Origin of the sequence: Aquimarina addita, assembly GCF_039539305.1 — a bacterium.
Classification (GTDB): domain Bacteria; phylum Bacteroidota; class Bacteroidia; order Flavobacteriales; family Flavobacteriaceae; genus Aquimarina; species Aquimarina addita.
On record NZ_BAABCW010000001.1, the window covers coordinates 222,633 to 248,253 of the forward strand.

Consider the following 25,621-nt stretch of genomic DNA (forward strand, 5'->3'; position numbering starts at 1 on the left):
CTCTACGCTCTTTATAAATCTGGTTATCTTATTCACCGGGTTCTTCACAAACAGCTATCTGATCTTTTATAATTTCAACTCCATAATCATCCCTAAGATCACATACTATCTTTGGGATTATTTCGATAGAATTACTAGAAAGATTTAAAACAGAAAGATTGATCAAATTACCTATTTCTGGTGCGATGTCTATAATTTGGTTCTCATGAAAAAATAACTCGCTTAATGTCGTTAGTTGTCCTAATTGCGCATCTATACTTGTAAATGAATTTTTAGAAAAATTTAAAATTTCAATTTTCTTAAGAGACGTAATGTTTTCGGGAAATGTTGTCAATCCGAGTTGTGTCAATGTTAGATATGTTAATTCTGGTATTTCGAAAATTTCTTCTGGCAATGCTGTAATAGGATTATTATTAAGGCTTAATCGATTTAAATTGAGCATTGTATTCATACCTTCTGGAAACAAAACTATTTGATTATTACTGAGGTGAGCTTCTTTTAATAATGGTAGTTCCAAAAAAGATTTTGGGAATTCTGTCAATAAATTACCTGTTACTGATATAGCCTCTAACAATTTTAGCTGACTCATCTCCTCAGGAATAACAGTTAAGACATTATTTAATAGCCTAAGATCTACTAAATTTTCCAGGTCAAAAAGTTCGATAGGTAATGTCTCAATGTTATTATCTCCGAGATGTAAATAATTCAAATTTGTATATAAATTTCCTATTTCTTTTGGGACTTCCTGAATCTCATTTTTATTCAAAATAAGTTGCTTTAAGTAAAATAGGCTTCCTATTTCTGAAGGTAACTTTATAATTCCTTTTTTAGTTAAATCTAGCTCTACTATATTATCATTCTCTACTACAACCCCTTCCCACTTAGATATATCTTGCTCTTCAAGGTCCCATTCTAACAAACTGTCGGGGTTTTCATTATATAAAGAAATCAGTGCAATTTTCTGAGAAACGGGAACTATTTCTACAAAAACCTCATACTCTAATTGTTCTCCACTTTCTGCAGTTATCGTATAATTCACACCTCCTGTATAATCCTGAGATTCTGAAGGGAGAGGAGTAAGCGTTGCCTTATCAGAAAAGACAATATTAGGGAGCAAATTACTAACATCAGAGCCATAAGGAACAATCGCAGTTATCATTCTATTCTCATGATCTATATTAGCAATTATATCTGTAGGTAACACCCCATTACGTTCTGCTAAAAATGAAAATTCTATGATTGTATTTTCATCACTCAGATCCACTTCTTCTTCTACTTCTTCTTCGATTTCTTCCAGTATATCATCAGTTACAATTTCTTTACTGCAACCTAATACCAGTGATAATAAACATATAAAAAAAAGAGCTTTATGTATCGATCTCATCTTATTATAGATAATTAAATGATTACTCCCTTCGATTTTTGTTTTCCCTATGGTAAATATAGTTTTAGATAAAATTAGCTACAACCTTGTTTTCAATGAGATCACACCCTTGAAAACCACTGTTAACGCTTTTTTATTTTTTTGGGATTCTATTATAAATACTATTCTATTGCAATTTTATTAAATGAGAGAGAAGACCACAGAATGAATTGTAGTTGTATTACTTTATAAAAAAGATAATATGGTCCTAAAGAACTTCTAATTCATCAGAGTCCTTTGGCATATAGAATTCAAGATCTAAAAACAACTGTTTCTTCTTTTCTTTATTTACAAAAGTTAATGCTGAATCTCCGTTCAATTTTTTTAAGCTGACCTTTTTACCATAAGCAGAATAAATCAAAACTGCATCTCCCAAAATCGGTAAAGCTTCATAACCAGTGCTAAACTTAAATTCTAAATTAGAAATTCTTGATTTAGCATTTTCAGGCTTTATATACATAGAACTAGTCATGTTTTCTTCTCGATTTTTAATTTTCTGTCTAAAATCTTGATAATTCTTTGTTGAAATATCTTTTAGCAAATCGTTACAAGCATTTTCTACTAAGGTTTTAAGGTTATCAATTTCTTTTAGATTTTCTCCTTGTTTCCAATAATCTTTAATTTGATATGGAATTGTTGCTACAAACAAGTTTTCGTCTACAATAAGTGGTATTTTAGTATCTTTTTCTACAATTTGAGACTTGTATGATATAATTTCATCTTGATATTGGAACCCATTTACCGTATCAAAAAGCTCAAGTTTATATTTAAATTCTGCCCCTTCGGAAAGTTCTAGATTACCTAATACAGGCAATATTTTAATCGAGATTTGTTGTTTTCCACTTTCAGTAATTGCATAATTCACCGGAATTCTTGTAGAAATTTGATTAGGCATATTCATATGCAGGACAGGTATATCATTCACACGTATCTCAAATAAACAAGCTACCGCAGTAAATTCTATCATATAATAAGGCTGCATCATAAATAATCTTCTTTTTAATTTTTAAATCCCTTTAGTTAAAATAAATAGATAATCTCACCTTGAAAATCTCTTCACCAATCTTTTTTTAACATCTTCTATTTGACCATTGGGGTACAAGATTTTAGCATCTGTTTTGAAAAAATAAAATAAGACAGTATGTATTTTCTCAGATCCATCTGTTGATGTTAGTCCTCCAATAGTTTTTTCAGAAAATTGAGATATGATTAAAGAATGATTATTACTATAATTTTCCCAAAACCAATTTTTTCTTTGTTTCATACTATTAATTGAACTTTCCTTACTATTCAATAATTGAGGCGTACCCATTATTTTACTTAATGCTTCATATACTGAATTTTCATCACCTAAATAGTTCAATACTACTTCTACTCCAATAAAACTGGTTGTTTCATTATTCATTACAAACGAAATGTGATTTCCACTTGGAAGTTTTTTCCCTTTATAATTATAATCAGTATTTAATAGAACAGAGCCTATACTATAAGAGTTAACATTATCTGATTTAAATACCGGAAGGTACTCAGAAATATCACTTAATGTATTTTCATACAAATCTTTATCTTTAAAAGTTTCTAATTTCAATTGATCTATATTTATCTTCAGAATATCCTTTGACATTGACACTCCTTGACGTTTTTCAGTTTCTGCCATCTCTTTTTTCTGCTGTGATTGACAAGCAATAATTACAATTAAGCTACTTAGCAAGTAGAATTTAAGGTATTTCATCTCGAATAAATTATAATTAATTTTTTCTAATTAAAGGAACTTTAGGTTCAAAACCTGTTAATTCTGCTAATTTTTTTATAACATCAAATTTAGGAACCAATTCATTAAATTCTCCCCTAGCCAATGTCCAGGAATCATCAAAATCAATCTCTGGACTTGGACCAACAATATCTTTTTCTACCGAAAGACCAGCAGCTCCCGAAACCTCATATTCTGCATCCAATCCATCAAAACCTAATTGTGGAACATAAAAAAGACCTTCATTATCATATTCTAACCCATGTCCAAATGTAATTGAGGCTTTACCGCTAGCTGCAGCTTTAAAATAAGCATTTGCTTTTACAACCCAAGCTCTGATTTCACCTTCTACAAGAATACCCCCTTTTAATTCCACTCCTATTTTACTAACGAGTTCTAGTTTTACTCCAGGGTTTGGGTCCCCTACAGTATTAAAAGAAAACCCTAATTCAGAAGATATTTCACCTGACAAAACTAGATCAATATATACATCTGCACTGATATCCGCACCAGCTTCTTCATTTCCTACACCTACTCCTCTATTTAGGGCACCATCAAGTTGTTGCCATAATTTAACAGCATTCGTAGCTTGGGTACCTCCACTTATTGCTGCTCCACCCAATCCTATTGCCGCTCCGATAAGATCAATTGTAATTTCAAGGCCTACCAGAGGACTCGCATTAAAACTGATTTCTACTTGAGTTCCTATTTTTTTTATTGCTTTACCATCTTGTTGAGCTCTTTTTAAGTACCATTCTCCTTTTAAATTTATATTAGGAGGAGTTACTGCAAATACAATTGGTACACCTCCCAAGCCTATTTCTCGAGCTGTTCCCTTTGTTTCCTGAGTAATTGCTCGGGATATATCACCAATAGAATGAAATAAATCATATAACTTTCTTATTTTGGTTTCAAATTCTACTTTAAAAGATTGGTTTCTGGCATACGAATCCTCTCCATTCTTATTCCAATTGGCATCCATCTCAAAACCAAAAGTAGCATCTTTTTGTTGCCATCTTCTTTCTGCACCCATATGTCCAGCTCTTTGTTGCAGTTCTCTTCGTTCCTCTGGGTTTGCAACATTCTGCCATCTTACACTTAAATCATTAGATAGATTTAGATAAAATTCGAGTTTCCACTTTATATCAGAATACACATTAGTTATTATTGCTGGTATTTTAGGAAGTGCATAATATCTACAACTATGAATATGATACTGATATTGATTAAACGCTGCATTGATAGGCCATATGTAACTAAGAGGAGTATTTCCCATACGTAATAAGTCTGCAGATACACTTGATGTAAATGGTGATGCTGCATTTTTAGTTTCGTGATCCGCAACTTCACTATTGGTTGTTAATACGTTGATATCAACATCTGTCTTATGTGTTGTACCTGCACTCAGTCCTCTACTGACACATTGATCTACATTATAATCGATCACATTAAATGTTAAATCAACTGGATAATCTTGATCTCCTGCAATGGTATTAAAAACAATGCTTTCTGCGTTTTCTCCAAAAATTAAAAATTCTATGGTTACCCTTCTATTAGGTTGCAGTTGTTCAGAGGTGTGACTATCATTTTCTGGGAAATCTATCAATGGCTGTCTTTCTCCATATCCTCGCGCTTCTATACGATTTTCTTCAATACCTTGATCTAATAAATACGCTACCGCCGAATTCGCCCTTCTCTGAGACAAGGCCTGATTATAATCTGAGGCACCTCTATAATCAGTATGTGCACCTAATTTTACCGGAATGTTAGGATTATTTAATAATAACCTTACGATACCTTTCAGAACAACGTCTTTATCCTCTTGGCGCAATTCATGACTTCCTGTATCAAAATGCACAGATTCTGATGCCATAAACTCTTTCTCGGCATCATTCTCATCTGATTGTAATATATCCTGATCAAATAGTACAATGGTCTCTGTCTGATCGTTTACTTCTATTTTAGCAAATCCACACAATTCATACCGCTGAAAATTAACTTGATTTTGTTCTACTACTGCGGGACGATCAGTATAAGAGGTTCTGGTTTCCCTGTTACTTACTTCATTATCAACTCTCAAGAACCTGGCGTGTACATCATCATCATAATCATCTTTTAGGTATTCTGAACTTCCTCTGACTTTAACCATGGCATAAAATTCGTCCTGCCCTATCTGAAAAGTATCTTTCCAATTAAAAGTATCTCTTATAACAAAATTCACTTCTCCTTCTATACATTGTGTATAATAGGTTCCTGCAACAGAATCTCCCCATGCCCATGTCTTATCATATACCTCTAATACTAACTCTGCTCCATTTAATCCCTCAACCTGCATATTAAGCCAAACATCGTCTCCATAGTCTATTGGATTTGGTTTTAGATCCTCACCTGCCTTAGTCCTTGACCAAAATGTTTTCTTTATTTTTTCTGGAGCATATCCTCTAAATGTTAATTGCTTTGGATATGCATTTGTAGGCTCATCAATATAAGCTTCTATAGTAAATTCTTGTGGACCACAAAATTTAGGTTCTATACTAACATAACCTGCGTCTCCTATTTTATCAAAACGATCTTCTGAGGTATACCCTCCTGCTTTTTTAGGACCTGCTATCCATCTTGCGTTTTCCTGATCTTCTAGAGGTGTACCAAGATAATAAAGTGCTTTTAGTCGAATTCTTTTATCAGCACGAATAATCCAATTTGTATCAGGTACAGTACTTCCTAATAAAATTACAAAATTTTCCGGAGTTAGATCTGTGGCATCATCAAATACTATTTTTTCGATTCCTTGAGACATATAATGTTTTTTTTAAGAAAATTGTATTTGTTTAAGTTCTGATGGTTGTTCTGTTGGATTGGATAAAGGATTTAATTGTTGTTGCACTTGTTGATCTTCATTTCCACTTGAAACGCTTCCTTCTGCTGCTTGCCCGTGATCAGTGATACTAATACAAGGGCTTCCTGATATAGGGCATACAGCCTTACTATCTTCCACTAAAATTTTGCCTCCATTACCTAATTCAACATCTTGATAAAAACCAATCCATTTTGAAACTACAATTTGACAGGGCTTATAACTACTACCCGTTGGCTGTAACTTGCACTTACCAAAAGTATTTGACTGAAAAGTGGCACCACCTAACTCCATAGTAGTAGCTATTAGCTTATCAGCACCATTCTTATCACTAGCGTAATATTTACTGTGGGATGTGATCTTTAATGCATCAGGGCTATCTCCAAATTTACACTCGCATTGAGCTCCTTTTACAACAACAAATTTCTTACTCATTTCTTTATTTAATTAAACCAATTAGAAAAAAAACGTTTCTTCTTTGGGACTGGCGTTGGTTCCTCCACAACCTCATCAACTAGATCAACAGGTATTTCATCATTAGTTCGATACATGCTTATTGATACCTTTTTAATACCCTCTATTTTTTGTTCAAATGTTCCGTGATAGCCCTCTAAAACGCCTGTCACCTGATTTATAAAATATTCTATTGCACATGTGCCTTTTGCTTTTTTTTCTGATGGATTCAAAATAGAATGATAAGGAGCATTTAATCCCTGAACTAAATCTAAAGTGCATCGATCATCATCAATTGAACCTTTGACCTGTACTCTGAGATGTTGTTTTATTTGCTCTATACTTTGTTTAAGTTCATATTTTACAGGTAATGTCCCAGGTATTATAGGATATGATCTTCTTGTAAACTTATATAAATCGTCTGAATAAGATATATATAAAGGAGAAAAATATAAATATATGAACCAGTCATTCTTTATTTTTGAAAAAAAAACATCTTCATTTACCAGAGAAAAACTCATAGACTTTATATAATCGCTAACAAAATCTCCTTGATATTTCTTCTGTAATAATATTTCGTGGGCTTTCCATCGTTCCTTTATCTCCTTATAATTAGTAATTTTATTAAGATTACCTGTAGCGGTTGTTTCTACTTCTAAAGGATATATGAATTGACTCGATAGAAATGAAAACTGATCATAAGACGATTCTGGAGTTTTATGATTTATCCAAACATCTTCTGCTCTATTAATTTTATAAGCGTTATAAGAATTCTCTCTTTCAGCGATATGTTCTATGGACAATTTATACTTTATATTGGTTTCCTGACTCCCTTTCTCATCAAAAGTAATCATACATCCATATATGGATTTTGCGTTAGTAGCCTCTAATGAAAGACGGCTTTCTTCAAACGCTTGGGCTTTCTCATCAATTGTTGCGGTACGCATTATCATTCTTAATAGAACTTTAAAATAGTTTTACTTTTTCTTCGCTTTGAATATCAACAGTTTTTCCTGATGCCAGCGTAAGATTCTGTTGATTACTACTAATCGAAATTTCATCTGAAATACTTTCTTGCTTTTTGCTATCTGCCCTAAGTGTTTCTTTAATAATAGTACTCTGATTTTTTGCCATCACTGTATGCTGTTGAGCTATATTTTCGTTCATATCTTTTCCCGCAGAAATATCAATATTCTCTTTAGCTCTAATCTTAATATTCTTAGCATTCAATGTCATTGTTTCTAATGCCGTAATGGTGATATTATTATTAGCTGTATCAATATTAATAAAATTCTGATTTTTATCGGTAATGGTTATAAACTCACCTCCCTTTGTATCATTCAATTCTATGGTATGGCCACTACGGGTGCGTATCGCCTTGACATCATTTTTATCTGTATTCCAACTTTTAGAATTAGCGCTCCCATTATACATCGCTCCTAATACAAAAGGACGCTCTGCATTACCGCCCTCAAATCCAATCAATACCTCTTCTCCTATCTCTGGTATAAAATGAAAGCCTTTTTCCCCACCAGAATGTGGAGTCATCACCCGTAACCAAGGCGTATACTCTCCCAGTGGTTTCTGCCATTGAAACTGAACCTGTATCCTACTCATTCCTTCTGGATCTGCATTATCAGTAACCACTGCTATCTGATTAGTACTACTAGGATGTGCCATGATATTAGTTTTGGGGTACACATCCTGTTCTATAGAAACTCCCTCAAATTGATTTACATATTTTCCGTTTTCTGTAGCTGCATGCTTTACTTTGGTAATCCTGAATTTACCCTGATCGCCTTCGCCTCCCTGTATCTTAACTATCCTTCCTAAACTCACTCCGGGATTATCACTCTTACCACTGATTAGAACCTGTTGCACTTCGGCTGCCTTCTTTTGCTCTTCTACCAGTGTATCCAGACGTTGTTTTACTTGTGCATCATTGTAGGTGTTTAGAAAAACATTGGTCTTATGGGGGTACATCTCCTGACTCTTTCTCGATGCAAAACCATTATAACCATTCATAGCTCCACCACTTACATCGGTAGTAGCCATTTCGTGTTGATCATCGGTAAGATAATCATTAGTGAAAAAAGAATAACTATTAGATATAGGACGTAAATTTCTCGAAAATTCTTGCAGATCAACTCCATAGGTCAATGAGACTTCATCTGTATTCTGAGGCTTTCCAAAAATCAATTCCTCACCATCATAATAAAACCATTCGCCATATTGAGAAGCCAATCTACTCGCATATCCATAACTACTCTCTCCATTTTGAACAGAATAATGTAGAGAACTACTTAGTTTGGGTTGAATGACTGTACTTAATTTAGAACGGTCATACTTCTGGAAAACCGTATTCAGAATAGAAACTAAGTCAACATCACTGTAGGAGGCATAATGAGGACCATCATCTGTAAGTATAGAATTACTATTAGCAGTAATCACTATGAGGTCTCCGGTTTGATTCAAAAAACCTTTAGTACTCTTAACTTCTGTAACAATGCCATTAAATTTTAATTCTGCATAACCGCTTACGGCTTTTAATGAGGATACGGATACCTGAATTGTTTGTCCTAATAAGTCTTTACTCTCATCTTCTGAATTTTTAGAGATACGCTCTAATACATCCCGCCTGCATACTAATCGCAGATTATGATGCATATCAATCTCCTGATCCAGAGTTAATTCTTTAAAAGCGCCTATAAGACTACCTCCTATATATATTTGAATATTCGACTGAAGTGCCATATCTTAATTTTAATTTGAAAAATGTATTATTATGTTAAACGTTTTATACCTAGTGGTTACCTCTATTTATAGCTCTTCACAAACAGCGGTTTCATCTCTCTCAATCTCAACTCCTAACTCTATCAGATCACAAACCTCTTTTGGAATTATTTCAATGAGGTTATTCTGCAACCTAAGAATCGTAAGATTCGTTAAATTACCTATTTCTGGTGCGATCTCCACAATTTGGTTATTTTCTAATGAAAGGTACTTTAATGTTGTAAGCTCACCAAGCTCTGCATCTACAGTTGTAATTGAATTATTTGAGGCATTTAAATTTTCGATTTTTTTAAGAGAAGTAATTCCAGCCGGAAAATTTGTTAATCCCATATTACTCAATATTAATTGTGTTAACTCTGGCATTTCAAAAATTTGTTCTGGCAATGCTGTGATTGGATTATTACCTAGATTAAACACTTCCCAATTCAAGGTATTCAATTCTTCAGGAATTGCTACTAAATCATTACTATTTATATAAACTTCTTCTAAATCCGGAAGTGCTAATAATTCTTCTGGAAATTCTGTTAAATTGTTACCTGACAGGTATATAGTTTTTAAGAATTCTAATTTACTAAGCCCTTCAGGAATTTCAGAGATCGAATTGTAGGCTATTCCTAACCAAACCAAATTTGTTAATTCAAAAAGCTCAGGAGGTACTGTAGTCATTCTATTAGCCCCTATATTAAAACTCTCCAGATTATTATACAATAAACTTATTTCCTCTGGAATTTCAGTTATTTGATTTTCATTTAAAGTTAGCTTTGTAAGATAGTATAGACTCCCTATTTCTGGAGGAATAACTTTTATATTTTTATTTACTAATGTTAATTCTGTAACTTGACCATTAGAGACAGTAACTCCTTCCCAGGTACCTATATCCGATTCTAATAGATCCCACTCTAAACTATTATCCGGATTTGCCTCAATTAAAGCGATGAGTGCCACTTTTTGGGATACAGCTGCTGCTGTAACAAAAACCTGATACATTACTTCAGTACCATCTTCTGCTGTAATAGTATATACTACAGGAATTGAAAAATCTTGTGCTTGCAAGGGGTCTGGATAAATACTAGCATTCTCAGTGTATACAATACTAGGCTGTAGACTTTCAAGACTAATTCCATACGGCATTACAATATTAATTGTTTTAGTATCTTCGTCAATTATAGCTTGAGCATCCGTAAGTAATGCTCCGTTTCGCTCTGCTAAAATTGAAAATTCAAGTATATTTTTCTCGTCGCTCTGTTCTATCGCAATATCATTTGACACTATTTCTTTGGTACAGGATATGGTGAATATTAAACTAATAACGTAGATAATAATAAATTTTATTTTCATTGTGTGATTCATTTGGTTTTAAGAGATTTATGTAAAAGCCTTCCTTATCATTTAACCCACAATAAAATTAATCTGTTTAAAAAATCAATACAACACTGTTTACAATGAGATAAACCCCTTGAAAACCACTGTTAACGTTTTTAACAATTATAAATTAATTCAACGTACAATATTAGCTCTCAAGTATTGATTATACTATCTTAGCATTCAATTTTAATATACAGCACAAAGGTAAGTGCTATTGTTAAAATGCTATAAATGAAACTTAGTTTTAACAACTTACCGCTATTTTTTTAACAAATATTCTTTAAGAAACATTATACTTTTAGTTAAATTTGTTTAGCTTTTATACATATAACATTGAACAATATAAAACAAAATTTTAGTATTAAGGATTTAGAAAATCTCTGTGGTGTAAAAGCACACACCATAAGAATTTGGGAAAAAAGATATGATTTATTATCTCCTGAACGAACAGAGACTAATATCCGAACTTATAATTTAAAGAGTCTTCAACGATTGCTGAATGTTACATATTTAGTAAACAATGGATATAAAATATCCAGAGTTTCTAAACTCAATCGTGAGGAAATTGATGAATATGTAAGGCGAATTGTTTCTGATAGTAGTACCAGAAATCAGGCGATTAATTCTTTTAAAATCGCTATGCTCAATTATGATTTAAAATTATTTTTAGAAACCTTTGATAAGCTGTTAGAAAAAAAGAGTTTCAAACATATTTTTGTTGATATTTTTATACCTCTATTAACAGAAATTGGTTTATTATGGCAAACGAATACTATTAGTCCTTCTCATGAGCATTTTATAACAAATTTAATAAAGCAGAAATTGCTTTTACACATAGAAAAATTATATCATATACAGCCGACAAAGTTAGATAAAGCTTTTGTGTTATTTCTTCCAGAAAATGAAATACATGAGTTAGGGTTATTGTATGCTCATTATGAAATCTTACTCAAAGGATATAAATCTATATACTTGGGTCCTAGCATAGCATTAGACGATCTATCAAATATGTTAAATTTTCATGAAAATATAATTTTTGTATCCTATTTTACTATTAGACCCGAAAAAGAAAAGGTTCCTGATTATGTTAAAAGTTTTAATCAAATCGTTTGTGCAGAGCGCATTTCAGACTTTTGGATGCTAGGTAAACAAGTTATGAATCGCAAAAATGATAGTACAAACAATACTTACTATTTTGATTCTGTAGAAGATCTTAGTAATGCCCTCTCACATTAAAAATATGAATAAAAAAGTAGTAATTATAGGATCAGGTTTTTCCTCGTTATCCGCATCCTGCTATTTAGCACAATTAGGTTATGATGTTTCAATTTACGAAAAAAACAATACCGTTGGTGGAAGAGCAAGGCAATTAAAAAGAGATGGATTTACCTTTGACATAGGCCCATCGTGGTACTGGATGCCTGATGTGTTTGATAAATTTTTCAATGATTTTAACACATCCACCTCAGATTTTTATACCCTTGAAAAATTAAACCCTGCGTATAAAGTTTTTTTTGAAAACCGTGAGAGTATAACAATTGAAGATACACTTGAAAAAATATATATAGCCTTTGAACAGGAAGAAAAAGGCAGTTCTGAAAAGTTGAAAAAGTTTATTCTGGATGCCAAGAATAATTACGACGTTGCTATTGATAAATTAGTATATCGTCCTGGTGTTTCTCCGCTAGAATTAGTAACTAAAGATACTATAAAGAAAGTAGGGCAATTCTTTAGTACAATATCTAAAGAAGTAAGAAAAGAATTTACCAATAAAAAGCTAATTCAAATTCTAGAATTTCCAGTATTATTTTTAGGAGCCAAACCAAGTGATACTCCTGCGTTTTATAGTTTTATGAACTATGCAGATTTTGGTCTTGGAACGTGGCATCCTAAAGGCGGAATGTATGAGGTAATTTTAGGTATAAAAAAGTTAGCGGAATCCCTAGGAGTGAAAATTCACACTAATGCTGAAGTTGAAAATATTACCGTAGAAAATGGAATTACCACAGGAATCTCTGTTAATTCAAATCGTATTCTGGCAGATATTGTAGTTTGTGGTGCTGACTATCATCATGGGGAAACCTTATTAGATCAAAAATACAGACAATACGCTGAATCGTATTGGGAGCGTAAAACATTTGCACCCTCTTCTTTACTTTTCTATGTAGGATTTGATAAGAAACTAAAAAATGTCAATCATCATAATTTATTTTTTGATACCGATTTTGATCTGCACGCTCATAATATTTATGATGATCCCAAATGGCCTGAAAAGCCACTTTTTTATGCTAATTTCACCTCATTAACAGATGAAAAATCAGCACCTCAGGGGATGGAGAATGGTTTCTTCTTAATACCTATTGCTCCGGGATTAGAGGATACTCCTTCTTTAAGGGAAACATATTTTAACAAAATCATTAGCCGTTTTGAAAAAATTACTGATCAAGATGTGCAAAATAATATTATATTTAAAGAATCTTTTTGTGTGAAAGATTTTATAAAAGAATATAATTCATACAAAGGAAATGCTTACGGTATGGCGAATACCCTATTACAAACCGCATTTTTAAGACCAAAATTGAAAAGCAAAAAAGTTAAAAATCTATTTTTCACAGGACAACTAACAGTTCCCGGACCCGGAGTTCCACCATCTCTCATTTCAGGAAAATTAGTAGCAGGAATTATTGAAAAGCATTGTAAACCTACCAATAGTTCTAATCTAGTTTCTGTTTAATACTGTAAATCCCCTGAATATGAAATCTATTTTTGATACCGTCTCTTATAGTTGTAGCAAAATTGTTACAACTTCTTATAGTACCTCATTTTCTTTAGCTTCTAAGATGTTAGCAGATTCTATTCGTAAGGATATTTATAATATATATGGATTTGTAAGATTTGCTGACGAAATTGTAGATACTTTTCATGGGTATAATAAAGAAGAATTGTTTAATGATTTTGAATCTGATATGTATAAGGCTATTCAAAATAAAATTAGCCTAAACCCGATTTTAAATTCCTTTCAGCAAACGGTACATCAATATGATATCCAACCAGAATTATACGAAGCCTTTATGCGTAGTATGCGTCTTGATCTTCATAAAACAAAATACTTAACAGAAGAAGAATACAAGGAATATATCTATGGTTCAGCAGATGTAGTCGGTTTAATGTGTTTAAAGGTTTTTGTAAATGGTGATGATAAGAAGTATGATGAATTAAAGGATAGTGCGATGCATCTGGGCTCTGCTTTTCAGAAAGTTAATTTTTTACGGGATTTAAAAGCTGATTTTGAAGATCTAAGCCGTACATATTTTCCAAATACTGATCTTAATAAACTAGATGAAGTTTCTAAAATCAGAATTGTTGAAGAAATTGAAGCAGATTTTCTGAAGGGATATGAAGGGATTATGAAATTACCAGTAGAAGCAAAATTTGGAGTCTACACTGCCTATATATATTACAAAAAGCTACTTACCAAATTAAAATCTACACCCTCTATGGAAATTAAAAACACAAGAATCAGGGTACCTAACTACCAAAAATTCGGATTATTAGCTAAATCATATTTTAATTATCGTCTGAATCTAATTAATTAATTTTTTAACAAAGTATCTATTATATGGATGTTCTGATCTGGATATTAATTTTTGTGACTACCTATTGTTTTATGGAGTTTATGGCATGGTTTACCCATAAATATGTAATGCATGGTTTTTTATGGTCTTTGCATAAAGATCATCATCATAAGGATCATGGAAGCTGGTGGGAAAGAAACGATCTCTTTTTTATATTCTATGCTGTGATCAGTATGTCTTGCATCATGCTACACGATCCAGTCACTTTTTGGGTTGGCAAGCCTATTGGTTTTGGTATTCTGGCTTATGGCATATCATACTTTGTAGTACACGACATTTTTATCCACCAACGCTTCAAATTATTTAGAAATATTAATCACTGGTACGCAAAGGGAGTTAGAAGAGCACACAAGATACATCATAAACATTTAGGAAAGGATAAAGGAGAATGTTTTGGAATGTTGTTTGTTCCTTTTAAATATTTTAAAAAATCCAGCTAATCTGTGTTGTTTAATGGATCCTTCCCACCCCAGGTTCCGAGGGACTTAAAGGGTTGAAATCTTGAGAAAAGTTCCTCCTTATACCATGCAAACTTTTTAGTTTTAATAATTGCTTCCTTGTGTTCAGGACTTTTGTATGCATATTCCATTAAGGCTTCTTTATCTCTCCAAACACTAAAAGTTGCCATCTGAAATACCGGAGCTTCTCCTACCCCTTTTGTAAATAATAACCCATCTGATAGTGATAAAGGTGCTTGCGATGTAGGAACATATTTCCAAAATTTATATAGCATGTGAGTTTTAATAGTTGCTCTGGTAATGACCGCAATTTGTTTTCTATTGTTACATAAAGCGCCACTTTTTTCAAATGGTTGTTTACCAGACCACTTACCTTTTGCCGAAAAACTCTTTAGATATACACTCCAGGTTTCTACCGTTTTTGATCTGAATCTTGACATGATTTTTGAATTTTCAAAAAAATCGTCTGCCTCTTTTTCTGTATTCCAAACTTGTAATAATGCATATACACCCCAATCTGGAGTTATTTTAAAACCTTCTTTACCGCTACCCATTAATTTAAAAAAAGATTGACCTGACACCTTACTTAAAGGTCTAAGCATAAAAAGCATCATACAAAAACCCCAAAGTTTTGTAAGGATTGTGTGATATCTAAAAAAAGTCAATGTGGTAATCTGATTCATTTATATTTGTCATTCTGCCAGTAATTGGTCTAGGATAGCTTTTACTTTATTAGTGTCCCAATCCGCGGCATTTCTTTTATCTATGATAATAGTTCCTGATTTATCGATTACATAAGTAGAAGGTATCGGTGACGTAACAAATGATTTTGGAACTTCTGATAAAGAGCGATATACTGGGAAATAATAATCCTTATCATTCATAAATTTATTTAGTTCCTGATCATCTACGTCTGTCAAAAACACAAATACGATGCGATCTTTATATTCGTTATATAAATTCTGTAAAGAAGGCATTTCTGCAATACAAGGTGGACACCATGTTGCCCAAAAATTGACTAGTACTACTTTACCTTTAGCTGTATCAAAATTTATCGACGTAGTATTCACTCCATGTAGCTTCCAATCATATGTATCTATCGTTGTGCGTTCTTCTTCATCTACAAGCCCGGGACTAAACGAAAAAATTCTGGTTAACACAATCTGCATCATCCCTCTGGTATTTGGGATAAAAAATAAAACCAGAATACTTACAAAAATTAGATTAGAAATATTTTTTCTATTAAACTTCATATGAATTAGCGCTAAGAATGTAATTCTAACATTCGTTGTCTGTATTTGTAGACAGAATTATACAACATGTACAAATGTAAATAAATAATAAAGCGCAATCAATGATTGCGCTTTAAACTAACAAAATAATTATGAACTTTACTCAATCGTTTCATTAGGCAAATGAAACATCGCTTGGTTCCAGACAAACACATAACACGTTAATATTATATGTTATAGCAATTAATTACGAGTAACTGAGATTGAGTTAGACAAACTAAAACATCCTTCTAAGTCATTCGCATTAGCCATTGTTTCTAATCCTATAAGACCTTCTTCATAACGTAAATACCATATAAGACAAACTCCTACTCCAGCTCCGTCAAAATCCTGAGCCTCTACCATCGCCAGAGTTTCTGGTAATCCTAAAATAAGACCATCTGCGTCAGTAATCACCCAAGTACTCTTAGTGCCTGCGGATGCTGAGCTATCTAAAAATATACCGCTCACCATATCTGGAGTACTATCTCCCGCTGTAAATTCAAATGGTCCTCCTGTAATAGTTCCTGCGTTTGCGCCACAATTGCGCACTACTTCGATAGAATTAGACAAATCAAAAGATCCTGTAATCTCTGCTACAGTTGTTGCTGTTCCTAAATTTGAATCATCCTCAAAACGAGCATACCAAATAAAACAGCTACCAACGCCAGCTCCATCAAAATCTACCATCTCTAAAGCATCTAATGTTGGTGGTGCACCCAAAATATTACCTGCATCATCAGTAATCACCCATGTACTATTGGTACCAAAAACATTAGTATTATCTAATACAATACCACTCACCATATCAGGTGTTCCTTCTACATCAAATATAAACGGACCTCCAGAAATACTACCGGCATTAGTGACTTGATTCCGTACAACTTCTATAGAATTAGACAAATCAAAAGATCCTGTAATCTCTGCTACAGTTGTCGCTGTTCCTAAATTTGAATCATCCTCAAAACGAGCATACCATATAAAACAACTACCTGCTCCTGCTGCATCAAAATCAACCATTTCTACAGCATCTAATGTTGGTGGCGCTCCTAAAATATTGCCCGCGTCATCAGTAATCACCCAAATACTATTGGTACCAAAAGCGTTGGTGTCATCTAATACAATACCACTCACCATATCCGATTCTCCGTCTACATCAAACTCAAATGGTCCTCCGGAAATACTACCGGCATTAGTAACTTGATTTCTGATAACTTCAATAGAATTAGATAAATCAAAAGACCCAGTAATCTCTGCCACGGTTGTTGCAGTTCCTAAATTTGAATCATCCTCAAAACGAGCATACCAGATAAAACAAGTACCTGCTCCAGCTCCATCAAAATCAACCATTTCTAAGGCATCTAATGTTGGTGGTGCTCCTAGAATATTACCTGCATCATCAGTGATAACCCAAGTACTGTTAGTACCAAAAACATCCGAATTGTCTAATGTGATTCCACTGACCATATCCGGTTCTCCATCCACATCAAACTCGAATGGACCACCAGCTATTACACCAGCATTTACAGTTACTGAAGATGTTGAATCGTCGTCATCACTACAGGAGGTAGCTATTAAGCCCACAGCTAACATCCCTATAAAAAGTTTTTTAAACATTGCTTTAATTTTTTAGAATTATGTTTTTCAAAATTAGGAATACAAAACTCTATAAAATGTTAGCTATCTAACACTAAGCAACATTTTTTAAACGAATCTCTTTTCTATGAAAATCAATTCGGTTGGATTCTTTTAATTCATTCATAAGAATATTAAGAGTAGGCCTGGAAGTTCCTATAAGGTTAGCGATATCACGTTGTGTATAAGGGTGCTGGATAATGGTATCGCCAGAGTATGGACAACAATACCCAAAATCATCCTTCAGTTCATTCATAAACTCCATCAATCTGGTTTTTGTATCTTTAAAAAGCAGCAATTGTAATCTTCTTTCTAATCGTTTAAACCGCATGCCTATAAACTTATAAATCTTAAGACTAAAGGTTTGATTATCCCGCATTAATTCGTGCATGGTTTTCACTCCGATAGGACAAATAGAAGTGCTGTTATCCACAGATTGGGCAAACTCTGATCTTCTGTCTTCTCCCAGAATTGCTTTTTCTCCAAAAAGTTCTCCTCTTGTAAGAATTGCTTTAACAACTTCTTGACCATCTTCTGAATAATATCCAATTTTAACTTTACCTTTTTCAATAAGATAAACCTTATTAGCTGAATCTTCTTCAAAATAGATATAATCGCTTTTTTTATAAGCGTCGAAACTGTGATCTTTCTTATATCTTTTTAATTTGTGAGGACATAATACTTTAAAAAGTTGAGAGTCTTCAAAAAACCAAATTGAGCCCATGATTTTATGTTTTGTTAGTTTAGTGTAAGTAATGTCGCAAATACTTGATTTTCCTTACAATAAAACAATAAAAAACACTCACTACGCTACATGCGTAATGAGTGTTTCTTTTTAATCTGAACTTACTATTACTTTAGGTCATTTATTCTTTCTCTAATAATAGTTAAGCTATCGTTTACTAAAAGTTCTCCATCTTTAAAAACAGTTCTTAATAAACCTTGCTTTTCTTCTTCTGATGATACCTGATCTTTGATTTCAATCTGCCCTTTATTATTATATAAATGTATCAATCCTTTAGCAGATTTCTTTGTGCCATCGTCAGTAATTGGGTCTTTAAAAATTTCTCTCCCTTCTCCGTTGACCTCAACATAAGTAGCTTTCATCGCAAATCCAAAGGTGTCTCTGGTATTATATTGATAGGTAAAACTACCTATTCCCAATACCACATTGGTGGAGGCAAAACCTTTTTCTTTTAATCGTTCACAGATTTGAGTTGCCCTTTGGATTGTGATACTATCTCCATAGATAGCTCCGATTTTTGGGTCAAGCACTTTATATCCTTGTTCATTTATAGTTCCTCCAAATTCATCCCAAAGCAATTCTATCACTCCTTTTGCAACAACTTCATTACTATCGTTACATCCACAAATAATATCAACAGGATCTCCTGAGTCTGGTCTAATGACCAACTTACCATCTCTACTTAGAATTTCGTTTTTCAGTATTGGAAGATATTCAGTTAGCACCTTCCATAAATCCCAAGTATCAGACACAACAGATAATATCCCTGTGGGGTATGTTTCTAATAATCTTCTAAAAGTTCCTATCTCATCCTCTTTACTACCAGCGCACATAACACTATGCTCTGTAGCATTAACACTACCAATCACAAGTTCTTTTGTTACATCAGAATTATAATAGTCTTCTAGAGCTTTAGCTACTGGTAACGTATCACTTCCAGAAAAAGAAAGTGCATGTCCCATACCACTTAATATAGAGGATTCTATACCAGACATTCCACGCATAGAAAAATCATGACCTTGCCAAGTGACAAATGATGCATTCTCTTTATCTGTTTCTAATGCAAAAGCTTTTAAAATTTTTTGATATTGATTAGCAATAGTAGCAGAAGTACAGGGTTGCCAAATAATATTAGATAATAACGTCTCAAGATAATTTGTTAACCAGAAAAATTCTGATTTTGTATTTACAAGAGTAAACATTGGCACTCGGATAGGTACTGCTGTTCCTTCTGGTAATGCTTTGATCTCGATGGGTAAATATCCTAAATCATGTAATGCTTCAATATGGGAAACATCATAATCAATACCTAAATAATGATCCACATATTTCTTATATTCTAGGGAAACCTCTTTTTTTGGTACCGAGAAAAAATTTTCATTAAATCTTTTTATTAGATATTCCTTAATAAAATACTGTAGTCCAAAAAACAATACGGTATCAATACCTTCTATTCTGCTTTTTCTTGGAGTCCAATTAGAATACACTAGTGTCGTCCCATCAGGATATTGCTCTTTGTGACCTAATTTATAACCATCTGTCAATAATAATGGATTCATAATTTATTATTTTGCGTTAATTATACGCAAATATAGTTTATTTTTTCAATTACACCAATTTATTATCATTTTCCTTTCTTTTTATTCAGAATTTCCTGTATTTGACTAACACAAAAAATCATCCACGATCTCATAATTCTATGTAACATTGATTTAACTACACACTGTATTTCTTGATTTTATTATTTAGGAATTCCTTTTCAGGTAAAGACTGGGTCAAAGCTATTGCCTTTTTATAATGTATAATTGCTTTTTTCTTTTGTTGCAACTGTTGATATATCTCTCCTAAAATGGCGTGATATATAAATATGTATCTATCACTTTACTGTCTTTAATCTCTTCTATACTTTGTAATGCTGCATTGGCACCTTTGATTTCTAAAATCACCAAACATCGATTTAATAAGACAACAGGATTTTTCTCAATTTTTAGTAATGCATCATAATAATGTAATATACAATTCCAATTCGTACTTATATAATCTTTTGATCTGCAATGTTCATATGCGATTGCAGCTTCGAGATGATATGTAGAAACTGTTTCTCCAAAAGATGCTTTATTAAGGTATGTACTGCCGCAGACTATTAGTTCTTGATCCCATAACCGTCTATTCTGGTCTTTTAATACTACCAACGCTCCTTCTCTGGTTATCCTGCTTTGTATTCTTGCTGTATGAAAACACATTAATGACATGAGCGCATACACTTCAGGAAGTTGTGTTTTCTGATTATTAAGTAATGACTTACACAGGTGCATTGCCTGAGAAATTATATCTTTCCTGATCAATTGATTATCATGAGTTGAACTGTATCCTTCATTAAATATTAAATAGATAGCGCTTAGCACCACATTAGTTCTTAATTCTATCTGCTGCTCAGAAGGAATCCTGAGCTCAATTCTATGTTTTCTAAAATATTCTTTAGTTCTATACAATCGTTTAGAAACTGTATCCTCTGTAGTTAAAAAAGACTTTGCTACTTCTTTGGTACTAAAGCCACATAATAATTTTAGAATTAACGTAATTTGATTTTCTGGTGAGATTTCTGGATGACAACAGGCATACATCATACCTAAAAAATCATCTTGAATATGATTTTTTTGCCAATACCCATCCATGACTGTGGTTAGTGTATATTCTGAATGTAATAATTGTCGTTGCGGATCCGAAAAGTCGATTACTTGACGATGCTTATTTCTTCTAATGATATCAATAGCTCTATTTTTTGCAGTACGATAAAGCCAAGCTCTTGGGTTATCAGGTATTCCTCTGTATTTCCAGTTTTCCAAAGCACTTACCAAAGCATCTTGTACAACATCTTCTGCTATTGCCAGATTTTCAATACCAAAGATTTTTACTAATACAGCAACCATCTTTCCAGATTCTTGTCTAAAAAGATGATTTACCGTATGGTTTATATGCTCCTCAGCGCTCAAGATTTATTTTCCCATTAGATTGATTTCTCTAACCTCTACACTACAGTCCCACTCAAAACTAGGACAGCCTTTTGCTATTTCTGTAGCTTCTTCTATAGAATCTGCCTTTGCTATGATATATCCTCCCACTAATTCTTTACCTTCTGCAAAGGGTCTATCTATTACCTTTTTTTCTTTACCTACAATGGTGGTACCCGTACTTATTAATGGTTGTCCACCCACAAGTTTGCCTTTTTGTGCTAAACTACCCATCCATTCTTCCCATTGTTTCATATGTGCCTGCAATTCTTCTGGTGACAATGTTGCACCATATTCATCTCCTCCTCTGATAATAAACATGAATTCTTTCATCTTTTACTTTTTTAATTAATATTAATGTATACTCCTAAGACGAACATACGTTTAAGATTAGGACAGGAAATTATCTTTTTTTAATAATCTAGTTAATATAATCAAATAAAACTACTTTAACTTATATTCAAAAGTACCTTCAATTAACTTATCACGTACATCTGACGGTGTATTATCATTATAAATTATAGTTTCTACAAATTCTGTTGCCAGTACTCCTTTTAGCAGCATTCCTTTTTTATAGGGAGGCATTTTATTTACTTTTAAACTAGCACTTTTGAATTCGTATTGTATATCCTTATAAGGAAATACATATACCGTATGATAATTAATTTTAAAAAAATCATTTACTAATTGTAGCGTCAGTTTTTCATTATTAGAAGCGCTTTCATCAAATAAAGTGAGAGCAAGTGTATCACCTTTTATTTCTGATGTGACAAAGGGTATTCTGGAAATTGGTATCGTTTTACCTTTCTTAGTCAGATATGTATAACATTTAGAGTGATGTATTACCCTAATTGTGTCCTTTTCTATGATTGTATCTTCAGTTATATTTTCAAAATGACCATCGTTGTGTTTTATCATATACCAGGGATAACTCCAATCATCTGGTCCAATTTTTGGAATTTCCAGCTGTTCATCGACAATGAGTGGTATCCATCCTTTATCAACTTGGAGATCTGCTGTTATATTTTCTTCTATCTTTATTTTTTTGATGAATATATGAGAACTATCAGCACTTGGCACATTATGATCCCGACTTAAAATTAATAATAACCCTAATACTGGCATTAATATAATACTTAGTAGATATTTCATTTTTTTTGTATTAAAATTATCTAAGCTGTCTCATTCCTTCATAGACCACTACACTTACCGCATTTGCCAGATTTAAACTTCTAATATGAGGACTCATTATAGGTATTTTATATAAAGCATTGGCATTTGCTTCTGTAATTCTTGCCGAGAGACCGGCAGACTCTTTACCAAATATAAAAAACATATCATCTGTATAATCTATATCCCAATAATGCTTTGTGCCATGACTGGAAAAAAAAGCCATTTTCTTATCTTTATGGATGGAAAAAAAATCAGCAGTACTTTCATAAATATGTAGCGATATATGCTGCCAATAATCTAATCCGGCACGTTTAACTCTCTTATCAGTTAACTCAAAACCAAAAGGTTTTACTAAATGCAAATTTGCTCCTGAGGCCAAACTTAACCTCCCTATATTTCCAGTATTATTAGGTATTTCTGGTTCTATAAGAACAATATTATATGCCATACTTATAATTAAATAAATCAAAAATACGTTTTATTATCATTTTATAATGTATTTGTCCTATTACTATTATTAAGTAAACATTACAATCATGTCTATCTTCAGCCTTTTCTTATAATTCTCTAAGTTCAGTTAAAAGGAAAGAAGTTGAGAAATAATAACATAAAAAAAAGAACTATAATAATTATATATACATTTTTATTGATTACAACTTTCAAAATTTGATTTTTTGAATATATACATAAATACATTACACCAACTCTACCTCTATATATGTCTTAGAAATACAAAATATTACATCATTTAGTGGTTTTAATAAAGACATTTTGACAGATTATTCTACTAACACTATAACTATCAAGATATGGGATCATAGCTAATTCTATAATTTAATTTACTCTATTCGAAGACAACAAACATTTATAAATACTGAAAAACCAATTCTTCCTGACAAAAAATGACTCTTCTAAAACCCTGTTGTAAATAAATTTCTTGCACCTCTTATTCCACATTTCTGATATTGATGATATGTTTGTGCGGCTCTTTCATCAATTGCTTTACCAGATTCATTAAGTATCCATCCATCGATTGCCGACTTTAGCGTATACGCTTCTGGTGCCATTAAATGAGTGGTCCACAAAACAGGAATTGCCTTCGCTTTTTTAATCTCTGGCGAAAAGAAATTTTTACTGTAACATGCCAAAATTATAACCTCTCTTGGTGTTACCACCGAATCTTTATACAGCACATTGACATCGAAATCCATTAATCCATCGTGCCCTATGTACGCCAAAAGGTTTGCATCTCCACCAAAATTAAGCTTAGTATCTTCCTGCAATATTTGTATAGAGTTCTGTCCATTAGAAGCTTTTAAGAAATTTTCTGTACAGGTTTTAATTTTGGCTCCATCATATGCTTCTGCTAACAAGTAAATATCCTTGGTTGCATGTTTAAATAAAATTCTTTCCAAAATATAAGAATCATCAGAGGGAATAGATTTCAAAAAATTCCAATCTTTGGTTTTTACTTTAAAAAAATTCTTTACTCCATACCCAGCTCCCCAATATAAGTTATGAAACGGATCTTGTCCATTACCTAATTTTGCGGGTACAGGAACTATTCCTTGATTAATATTATCGCATAGTGCTACAAACACGTGAATCGTCTTTGTCTGGGCAAAAGATTGTATCGAAAAAAACAGTAGCACACTAAATAGAAATGTTTTTATCATTATTTCTTACATTTAAAAACAGAATATACTTACTTCTTTAAAAAATGGGATTGAAATGTATAGACTTACTCCACTACAAAACTAAGTCCTCCAGAAACTATACTGGCAGTAAGTCCAGTACTACGTTCATATTGATTAAATCTAAGATCAACACTCTTAAATCTAAATTTCCAAATATGAAATTTGGTTAAAATATCAGTATAACTAATACCAAATCCGTATTGATGTGCATCAAAATCAGATAAATCATAATCTGATGTATAAAATTTTTGTGTAGATAGATGTTCATTAAAAGGAGCAAAATAGTCTGCTGCAGTTTGCTGATAATATCGATAACTAGGATATATGGTAAATTGATCTGTAATTTTAACTGGTACTTCTATACTCGCAGTATGTGAATTAATACCCCAATTATCAGTATAATACCTATAAAAAGTACGAATCACAAATATTTCGTTAATATAATAATGTAATCTTCCTCCGGCTGCAATTTTAAACCGTGTTTCTGGTAACCTTTCTATATCATCTCCGTATACAAAGGGTTGTCCAGGTATATTAAAATCTGTTACATCTGCAAATTGAACTCGTTGGAATGGTGTAGATAACAAACCTTCCTGATGAATAATATCTAATGCTAATGAACCCTGTAATTTTTCAGACAATATCTGAGAAAACCCTAGCCCTAATGAATAAGAATTTCTCGATTCGTCCTCAAAAGGTATAAATGAAGGTTGATCTCTTAATTCTGACGGATATATAGCATTCCACGTATCCAAAAACACATTTCCTTTTACACTTATTTCTGTATTCTTCTCATTAAAAAGCTTGGTATAACCACCTCCAAAGCCTATAGAGAAATAATCATATTCACTGGCTATAGCAGCATTAACTGACCAAATATCATTACGATCATCACTACTATGACTATATGATGTAGCTAAGGTAGTTAAGACATCTTCCTGTGACGCTCCTGAGGAGGCGACAAAAGGATCAGCAACTCCTTCCCCATCAAAAGGATTTACGTTACTGGATGAGGCAGAGGTATATGCTGATACACTAGCATCAATGGTGAGTACATCATCATCATTTAACGGAATAGACACTACTATTGTAGGTGTAAGGTCTGTTAATTCTTCTGTACCTATTCCGCCTGTTACTGCAGCATTGTCTCCATCTTGGGTATAATAACTCATCAACAAATCTACTTCTGTAGATTCTAATACCTTTTTTTTATATACTGTAATTGTATCTTTTGATTTTTCTTGAGCTATTACCGCAGTGGTACAGACAAAAGTAATGAACAGAGATAAGATCCTTAAGAGATTATTTGTATTGATCATTTTATTAGTTATCATCTTCAATTCTAAATATATCTTCAT

23 protein-coding genes are annotated in these 25,621 nt (G+C 32.6%); 4 read left to right on the forward strand and 19 right to left on the reverse strand.

The window, feature by feature from the left end; genetic code table 11:
* Window positions 1-28: 28 nt before the first annotated feature.
* From ABD816_RS01005 to ABD816_RS01040, 8 genes are all read right to left on the reverse strand, one after another.
* Window positions 29-1,384 (reverse strand): hypothetical protein, encoded by a 1,356-nt coding sequence (locus ABD816_RS01005; RefSeq protein ID WP_344923946.1) that lies wholly within the window; start codon window positions 1,382-1,384, stop codon window positions 29-31.
* Between the two features lie 247 nt (window positions 1,385-1,631).
* Window positions 1,632-2,408: a hypothetical protein gene (locus ABD816_RS01010; RefSeq protein ID WP_344923948.1), complete on the reverse strand. Its 777-nt coding sequence runs from the start codon at window positions 2,406-2,408 to the stop codon at window positions 1,632-1,634.
* A 54-nt stretch (window positions 2,409-2,462) separates the two neighbouring features.
* Window positions 2,463-3,155, reverse strand: a complete 693-nt coding sequence (locus ABD816_RS01015) for a hypothetical protein (RefSeq protein WP_344923950.1) — start codon at window positions 3,153-3,155, stop codon at window positions 2,463-2,465.
* A gap of 16 nt (window positions 3,156-3,171) precedes the next feature.
* Complete coding sequence (locus tag ABD816_RS01020; protein ID WP_344923953.1) at window positions 3,172-5,970, reverse strand: OmpA family protein; 2,799 nt, start codon at window positions 5,968-5,970, stop codon at window positions 3,172-3,174.
* A 12-nt stretch (window positions 5,971-5,982) separates the two neighbouring features.
* Window positions 5,983-6,462 carry a DUF4280 domain-containing protein gene (locus ABD816_RS01025; protein ID WP_344923955.1) on the reverse strand — a complete coding sequence of 160 codons (480 nt, stop codon included), beginning with the start codon at window positions 6,460-6,462 and terminating at the stop codon, window positions 5,983-5,985.
* Between the two features lie 8 nt (window positions 6,463-6,470).
* Window positions 6,471-7,427, reverse strand: coding sequence for a hypothetical protein (locus tag ABD816_RS01030; RefSeq protein ID WP_344923956.1), 957 nt, complete (start codon window positions 7,425-7,427; stop codon window positions 6,471-6,473).
* Window positions 7,428-7,446: 19 nt separating this feature from the next.
* A complete protein-coding gene (locus ABD816_RS01035) occupies window positions 7,447-9,234 on the reverse strand; it encodes a type VI secretion system Vgr family protein (protein ID WP_344923958.1) in 1,788 nt (595 codons plus the stop codon).
* A gap of 66 nt (window positions 9,235-9,300) precedes the next feature.
* A complete protein-coding gene (locus tag ABD816_RS01040) occupies window positions 9,301-10,611 on the reverse strand; it encodes a leucine-rich repeat domain-containing protein (RefSeq protein ID WP_344923959.1) in 1,311 nt (436 codons plus the stop codon).
* Between the two features lie 360 nt (window positions 10,612-10,971).
* Between ABD816_RS01040 and ABD816_RS01045 the strand changes: the two genes are divergently transcribed.
* The 4 genes from ABD816_RS01045 to ABD816_RS01060 are packed head-to-tail and all read left to right on the forward strand — an operon-like array spanning window position 10,972 to window position 14,713.
* Entirely contained in the window at window positions 10,972-11,874 is a 903-nt protein-coding gene (locus ABD816_RS01045) for a MerR family transcriptional regulator (protein WP_344923961.1), read from the forward strand.
* Window positions 11,875-11,878: 4 nt separating this feature from the next.
* Complete coding sequence (locus ABD816_RS01050) at window positions 11,879-13,372, forward strand: phytoene desaturase family protein (protein ID WP_344923964.1); 1,494 nt, start codon at window positions 11,879-11,881, stop codon at window positions 13,370-13,372.
* A 19-nt stretch (window positions 13,373-13,391) separates the two neighbouring features.
* A complete protein-coding gene (locus ABD816_RS01055; RefSeq protein ID WP_344923966.1) occupies window positions 13,392-14,234 on the forward strand; it encodes a phytoene/squalene synthase family protein in 843 nt (280 codons plus the stop codon).
* 23 nt (window positions 14,235-14,257) lie between these two features.
* A complete protein-coding gene (locus ABD816_RS01060; protein ID WP_344923967.1) occupies window positions 14,258-14,713 on the forward strand; it encodes a sterol desaturase family protein in 456 nt (151 codons plus the stop codon).
* Here ABD816_RS01060 and ABD816_RS01065 read toward each other — a convergent pair.
* The 11 genes from ABD816_RS01065 to ABD816_RS01115 all read right to left on the reverse strand — a co-directional run bounded on the left by ABD816_RS01065 (window position 14,710) and on the right by ABD816_RS01115 (window position 25,621).
* Window positions 14,710-15,345, reverse strand: a complete 636-nt coding sequence (locus ABD816_RS01065; protein ID WP_344923969.1) for a DUF3291 domain-containing protein — start codon at window positions 15,343-15,345, stop codon at window positions 14,710-14,712. The two genes, ABD816_RS01060 and ABD816_RS01065, sit on opposite strands and share 4 nt — an antisense overlap.
* A gap of 78 nt (window positions 15,346-15,423) precedes the next feature.
* A complete protein-coding gene (locus ABD816_RS01070) occupies window positions 15,424-15,984 on the reverse strand; it encodes a TlpA family protein disulfide reductase (protein WP_344923971.1) in 561 nt (186 codons plus the stop codon).
* A gap of 222 nt (window positions 15,985-16,206) precedes the next feature.
* Window positions 16,207-17,619, reverse strand: coding sequence for a hypothetical protein (locus tag ABD816_RS01075; RefSeq protein WP_344923973.1), 1,413 nt, complete (start codon window positions 17,617-17,619; stop codon window positions 16,207-16,209).
* Between the two features lie 73 nt (window positions 17,620-17,692).
* On the reverse strand, window positions 17,693-18,361 hold the full coding sequence (locus ABD816_RS01080; RefSeq protein WP_344923975.1) for a Crp/Fnr family transcriptional regulator: 669 nt from the start codon (window positions 18,359-18,361) through the stop codon (window positions 17,693-17,695).
* Between the two features lie 128 nt (window positions 18,362-18,489).
* The gene (locus tag ABD816_RS01085; protein ID WP_344923976.1) at window positions 18,490-19,941 is read right to left on the reverse strand and encodes a nicotinate phosphoribosyltransferase; all 1,452 of its coding nucleotides are present in this window, start codon (window positions 19,939-19,941) and stop codon (window positions 18,490-18,492) included.
* 285 nt (window positions 19,942-20,226) lie between these two features.
* Window positions 20,227-21,375: an RNA polymerase sigma factor gene (locus ABD816_RS01090; protein WP_344923977.1), complete on the reverse strand. Its 1,149-nt coding sequence runs from the start codon at window positions 21,373-21,375 to the stop codon at window positions 20,227-20,229.
* A 3-nt stretch (window positions 21,376-21,378) separates the two neighbouring features.
* Window positions 21,379-21,726 carry a YciI family protein gene (locus ABD816_RS01095; RefSeq protein ID WP_344923979.1) on the reverse strand — a complete coding sequence of 116 codons (348 nt, stop codon included), beginning with the start codon at window positions 21,724-21,726 and terminating at the stop codon, window positions 21,379-21,381.
* A gap of 111 nt (window positions 21,727-21,837) precedes the next feature.
* Entirely contained in the window at window positions 21,838-22,545 is a 708-nt protein-coding gene (locus ABD816_RS01100) for a hypothetical protein (RefSeq protein ID WP_344923980.1), read from the reverse strand.
* Between the two features lie 16 nt (window positions 22,546-22,561).
* Window positions 22,562-23,014, reverse strand: coding sequence for a tRNA (cytidine(34)-2'-O)-methyltransferase (locus tag ABD816_RS01105; RefSeq protein ID WP_344923982.1), 453 nt, complete (start codon window positions 23,012-23,014; stop codon window positions 22,562-22,564).
* Window positions 23,015-23,477: 463 nt separating this feature from the next.
* Window positions 23,478-24,242 (reverse strand): hypothetical protein, encoded by a 765-nt coding sequence (locus ABD816_RS01110; RefSeq protein ID WP_344923984.1) that lies wholly within the window; start codon window positions 24,240-24,242, stop codon window positions 23,478-23,480.
* 65 nt (window positions 24,243-24,307) lie between these two features.
* Complete coding sequence (locus ABD816_RS01115) at window positions 24,308-25,621, reverse strand: DUF3570 domain-containing protein (protein WP_344923985.1); 1,314 nt, start codon at window positions 25,619-25,621, stop codon at window positions 24,308-24,310.